3 rRNA genes are annotated in these 6,298 nt (G+C 54.7%); all 3 read right to left on the bottom strand.

The window, feature by feature from the left end:
• Positions 1-58: 58 nt before the first annotated feature.
• A 5S ribosomal RNA gene (gene rrf, locus LTH93_RS13125) occupies positions 59-175 on the bottom strand.
• A gap of 299 nt (positions 176-474) precedes the next feature.
• Positions 475-3,584 (bottom strand): 23S ribosomal RNA (locus LTH93_RS13120).
• Between the two features lie 464 nt (positions 3,585-4,048).
• Positions 4,049-5,573 (bottom strand): 16S ribosomal RNA (locus LTH93_RS13115).
• Together the 16S, 23S and 5S rRNA genes form the textbook arrangement of a ribosomal RNA operon.
• Positions 5,574-6,298: the final 725 nt, after the last annotated feature.

Raw genomic sequence — 6,298 nt, 5'->3', positions numbered from 1 at the left:
ACAGGTCAAGCCCGGTCCCCCGAAGGGGACCGGGCTTGAACCCTCTCTACCAAATAGTGTCCGGCGGCGACCTACTCTCCCACACACTCCAGTGTGCAGTACCATCGGCGCAGTGGGCCTTAGCTTCCGGGTTCGGGATGGGACCGGGCGTTTCCCCCACGCTATGACCGCCGTAACTCTAGAACAACACCACTTCCCACACCACCACACGCACCAGATCACCAAGACCTGACACCCGCAACAGGGGTACTGAAGATGCTGTAAACCTAAACTCACAACAACACTATTAAACTACACACACCTGCCACACCATCACACAGTGATGACACGCAGGGGAGGTCTGACTCTGACCCACACACCCACACGCCTCAAACAAGAGACACCATGGGTAATGCGGGGTTGTTGGCAGAGAACCGCCTAGTGGACGCGAACACGCAGTGTTCAATTAAAACTTCACCGAGCACACATTGAGTGTGGTGTAAGTGGTCGGCTTATTAGTACCAGTCAGCTTCACGCATTGCTGCGCTTCCACATCTGGCCTATCAACCCAGTAGTCTGGCTGGGAGCCTTCACACCTTAAAGGTGACGGAGATCTTATCTTGAAGCCGGCTTCCCACTTAGATGCTTTCAGCGGTTATCCATCCCGAACGTAGCTAATCAGCGGTGCACTTGGCAGTACAACTGACACACCAGAGGTTCGTCCGTCCCGGTCCTCTCGTACTAAGGACAGACCTTCTCAAATCTCCTGCGCGCGCAGCGGATAGGGACCGAACTGTCTCACGACGTTCTAAACCCAGCTCGCGTACCGCTTTAATGGGCGAACAGCCCAACCCTTGGGACCAACTCCAGCCCCAGGATGCGACGAGCCGACATCGAGGTGCCAAACCATGCCGTCGATATGGACTCTTGGGCAGGATCAGCCTGTTATCCCCGAGGTACCTTTTATCCGTTGAGCGACGGCCCTTCCACACGGTGCCGCCGGATCACTAGTCCCAACTTTCGTTCCTGCTCGAGCTGCCGCTCTCACAGTCAAGCTCCCTTGTGCACTTACACTCGACACCTGATTGCCAACCAGGCTGAGGGAACCTTTGGGCGCCTCCGTTACTCTTTAGGAGGCAACCGCCCCAGTTAAACTACCCACCAGGCACTGTCCCTGGACCCGATCAGGGCCCGAAGTTAGATGCCTAACAACACCAGAGTGGTATTTCAACGATGACTCCACAACCACTAGCGTGGCCGCTTCACAGTCTCCCACCTATCCTACACAAGTGATGTCAAACACCAATACCAAGCTATAGTAAAGGTCTCGGGGTCTTTCCGTCCTGCTGCGCGTAACGAGCATCTTTACTCGTAGTGCAATTTCGCCGAGTCCACGGTTGAGACAGCGGGGAAGTCGTTACTCCATTCGTGCAGGTCGGAACTTACCCGACAAGGAATTTCGCTACCTTAGGATGGTTATAGTTACCACCGCCGTTTACTGGGGCTTAAATTCAGAGCTTCGCCACAAGTGACTAACCCTTCCTCTTAACCTTCCAGCACCGGGCAGGAGTCAGTCCGTATACATCGTCTTACGACTTCGCACGGACCTGTGTTTTTAGTAAACAGTCGCTTCCCCCTGGTCTCTGCGACCACCACCAGCTCACCAAAGCAAGCCTGGATCACCAGGGTGGTCCCCCTTCTCCCGAAGTTACGGGGGTATTTTGCCGAGTTCCTTAACCGTGGTTCTCTCGATCGCCTTAGTATTCTCTACCTGACCACCTGTGTCGGTTATGGGTACGGGCGGTACAAGCCCTCGCGTCGATGCTTTTCTTGGCAGCATAGGATCACTGAATCCCCCACAAAGTGGAGTCCCATCAAGTCTCACCCGTATAACGAGTCCCGGATTTGCCTAGGACTCGGGCTACACTCTTAGACCCAGACAACCATCGCTGGGCTCAGCTACCTTCCTGCGTCACACCTGTTAATACGCTTGGCTCCCCGGTTCAGGTCCTGCGCTCCTCGTACACGTCGATCCCAAAGGGACCGCTCTAGCACGATTCGGGCAGTTAGTATCACCAGTTCACCATGGGCGGTCTTATACCGGTACGGGAATATCAACCCGTTGTCCATCGACTACGCCTGTCGGCCTCGCCTTAGGTCCCGACTAACCCAGGGCAGATTAGCTTGACCCTGGAACCCTTAGTCATTCGGCGGACACGTTTCTCACGTGTCTTTCGCTACTCATGCCTGCATTCTCACTCGAACACACTCCACAGACGAGCTTACGCTGCTGCTTCACCGCAGTGTTCGACGCTCCCCTACCCATCCAGTCCGCAAGGGACTAAATGCCACAGTTTCGGTGGTGTGCTTGAGCCCCGCTAAATTGTCGGCGCGGAATCACTTGACCAGTGAGCTATTACGCACTCTTTCAAGGGTGGCTGCTTCTAAGCCAACCTCCTGGTTGTCTAAGCAACTCCACATCCTTTCCCACTTAGCACACGCTTAGGGACCTTAACTGGTGGTCTGGGCTGTTTCCCTCTCGACCATGAAGCTTATCCCCCACAGTCTCACTGCTGCGCTCTCACTTGACCGGCATTCGGAGTTTAGCTGACGTCAGTAACCTTGTAGGGCCCATCGGCCATCCAGTAGCTCTACCTCCGGCAAGAAACACGCAACGCTGCACCTAAATGCATTTCGGGGAGAACCAGCTATCACGGAGTTTGATTGGCCTTTCACCCCTACCCACAGCTCATCCCCCCAGTTTTCAACCTAGGTGGGTTCGGTCCTCCACGCGCTCTTACACGCGCTTCAACCTGGCCATGGGTAGATCACTCCGCTTCGGGTCTAGACCCAGCGACTCAAACGCCCTATTCAGACTCGCTTTCGCTACGGCTTCCCCACACGGGTTAACCTCGCCACTGAGCACTAACTCGCAGGCTCATTCTTCAAAAGGCACGCCATCACACCCCTATAGGATGCTTTGACGGATTGTAGGCACATGGTTTCAGGTACTATTTCACTCCCCTCCCGGGGTACTTTTCACCATTCCCTCACGGTACTGATTCACTATCGGTTAGTAGGTAGTATTTAGGCTTACCAGGTGGTCCTGGCTGATTCACACAAGATTCCTCGAGCCTCGTGCTACTCGGGATACACTTACAGGCCGGCGGAACGCATTACGACTACGGGACTCACACCCTCTACGGCGAAGGACTCAACCTTCTTCGTCTATACGCCCGCACCTCAACCCTGAGGACTGGTAGATCCCCAACGAAATGTCCCACAACCCCGATCACGCAACCCCTACCAGGTATCACACGCAACCGGTTTAGCCCCATCCGCTTTCGCTCGCCACTACTCACAGAATCACTACATTGTTTTCTCTTCCTGTCGGTACTGAGATGTTTCACTTCCCGACGTTCCCTCCAACCGGTCTATACATTCAACCGGTGGTCACACACCATCACGGCATGCGGGGTTTCCCCATTCGGAAATCCTGGTATCAACGCTCGGTTATCAACTCCACCAGGCTTATCGCAGATTCCCACGTCCTTCATCGGCTCCTACTACCAAGGCATTCACCATGCGCCCTAAAACACTTACAAACATCATCACAGTAGCTGCAATGACACTCAACAATTAAGTGCTCGACTAAAAATTGACACAAAAAACACCAGCCACACCAAAGGCGTGACCAGCATGATTCGAGTATTTTGTTCAAAAGAACAAAGATGCTCGCGTCCACTATGCAGTTCCCAAACAACAACCCCCACCACCATCACCAACCCCGTAAACGAGGTCGGCTACCTGAAGCCGAGGGCCAGATCTTGAAACAACCATTGTTGTCTCAGGACCCAACAGTGTGCCAAGCACCACAGACATATGACACCAGTCCTCTTTCCGACCCGTGAACCTCAGTACAGCAATAAAGCTGACCAAGACGGGCGTACCGGAGAAACCAGTGCCAAGACCATGATGACGATTCGTTGATATTCCACCCTTGAGCAAACCACCAGTCACACGAACGGCGACATGAAGTGGCGGACCCGACTCGGGTCCTGCTCCTTAGAAAGGAGGTGATCCAGCCGCACCTTCCGGTACGGCTACCTTGTTACGACTTAGTCCCAATCGCGAGTCCCACCTTCGACGGCTCCCCCCACAAGGGTTAGGCCACCGGCTTCGGGTGTTACCCACTTTCGTGACTTGACGGGCGGTGTGTACAAGGCCCGGGAACGTATTCACCGCAGCGTTGCTGATCTGCGATTACTAGCGACTCCAACTTCACGAAGTCGAGTTGCAGACTTCGATCCGAACTGAGACCGGCTTTTAGGGATTAGCTCCACCTCACAGTATCGCAACCCATTGTACCGGCCATTGTAGCATGCGTGAAGCCCAAGACATAAGGGGCATGATGATTTGACGTCGTCCCCACCTTCCTCCGAGTTGACCCCGGCAGTCTCCCATGAGTCCCCACCATTACGTGCTGGCAACATAGGATAGGGGTTGCGCTCGTTGCGGGACTTAACCCAACATCTCACGACACGAGCTGACGACAACCATGCACCACCTGTGAACCGACCCCGAAGGGAAGCTGCATCTCTGCAGCGGTCCGGTCCATGTCAAGCCTTGGTAAGGTTCTTCGCGTTGCATCGAATTAATCCGCATGCTCCGCCGCTTGTGCGGGCCCCCGTCAATTCCTTTGAGTTTTAGCCTTGCGGCCGTACTCCCCAGGCGGGGCACTTAATGCGTTAGCTACGGCGCGGAAAACGTGGAATGTCCCCCACACCTAGTGCCCAACGTTTACGGCATGGACTACCAGGGTATCTAATCCTGTTCGCTCCCCATGCTTTCGCTCCTCAGCGTCAGTAACAGCCCAGAGACCTGCCTTCGCCATCGGTGTTCCTCCTGATATCTGCGCATTTCACCGCTACACCAGGAATTCCAGTCTCCCCTACTGCACTCTAGTCTGCCCGTACCCACTGCACACCCGGGGTTGAGCCCCGGGCTTTCACAGCAGACGTGACAAACCGCCTACGAGCTCTTTACGCCCAATAATTCCGGATAACGCTCGCGCCCTACGTATTACCGCGGCTGCTGGCACGTAGTTAGCCGGCGCTTCTTCTGCAGGTACCGTCACTTGCGCTTCTTCCCTGCTGAAAGCGGTTTACAACCCGAAGGCCGTCATCCCGCACGCGGCGTCGCTGCATCAGGCTTTCGCCCATTGTGCAATATTCCCCACTGCTGCCTCCCGTAGGAGTCTGGGCCGTGTCTCAGTCCCAGTGTGGCCGGTCACCCTCTCAGGCCGGCTACCCGTCATCGCCTTGGTGAGCTATTACCTCACCAACAAGCTGATAGGCCGCGAGTCCATCCAAGACCGATAAATCTTTCCACCAGCACCCCATGCGAGGACTGGTCGTATCCGGTATTAGACCCAGTTTCCCGGGCTTATCCCAGAGTCAAGGGAAGGTTACTCACGTGATACTCACCCGTTCGCCACTAATCCAACCGTGCAAGCACGGTCTTCATCGTTCGACTTGCATGTGTTAAGCACGCCGCCAGCGTTCATCCTGAGCCAGGATCAAACTCTCCATTAAAAAATTAATAAGAGAAAGCATCCACAATCAACAACAAACAGACCAGACCCTGCCAGAAAAACAAGGCCCTCACGATCCATCCATCATCAACCACGGACACCAGTTAATGAATCCTTGGCTAAATTTGCGATCACTATCACGGGGGTGATAATGTCGCTGTTATAACCAAATAAATAATTTGGTATCAACAAACTTGGCACACTATTGAGTTCTCAAACAACAACCGCTACCGGCACCATCAGAAGTTTTTCTCTGAATCGCTCCGAAGCAACTTTGTAAGCTTACCAACAAGCTCCCGCTTCGTCAATTCAGCGTTTCCGCCGTCCTGACCCGACTTCGAATGAATCTTTCCCAGCGAATACTCGCTGCGAACGACTCGAACTCGTCGTCTGCGCGGTTCTCAACTCTACGTCGCGGTGTTCGCCTTCGTCAACTCGAGGTCAACTCTGCATGAACACCACACAAACCGTGGTCTCGAACCCCCCGGGAACACCTCGCTTGAGCCGATGACCAGCCCAGAGGGCCAGCGCACCGCAACAAGGAACAGATCCTGTGTGGGGAGAAGCTATGTGGTTATCAAATCCGGGGATCTTCGCGGTCCGCCTCAGCTTCCCGCCGTGCCCCCTTGAGCACGAGATAGAACTTTACACACGCCCCGCCGAGTCCGCAAACCAAAACCAGTGCGACCTGCATCACACCCCTGGATCCCCGTGACCTGGCGGTTT

The sequence above is a fragment of the Nesterenkonia sp. DZ6 genome (genome assembly GCF_022565835.1).
In the GTDB taxonomy this organism is placed as follows: Bacteria; Actinomycetota; Actinomycetes; order Actinomycetales; family Micrococcaceae; genus Nesterenkonia.
The sequence above is the reverse complement of the archived record's forward strand: the minus strand, read 5'-3'. Positions and strand labels throughout refer to the sequence as shown.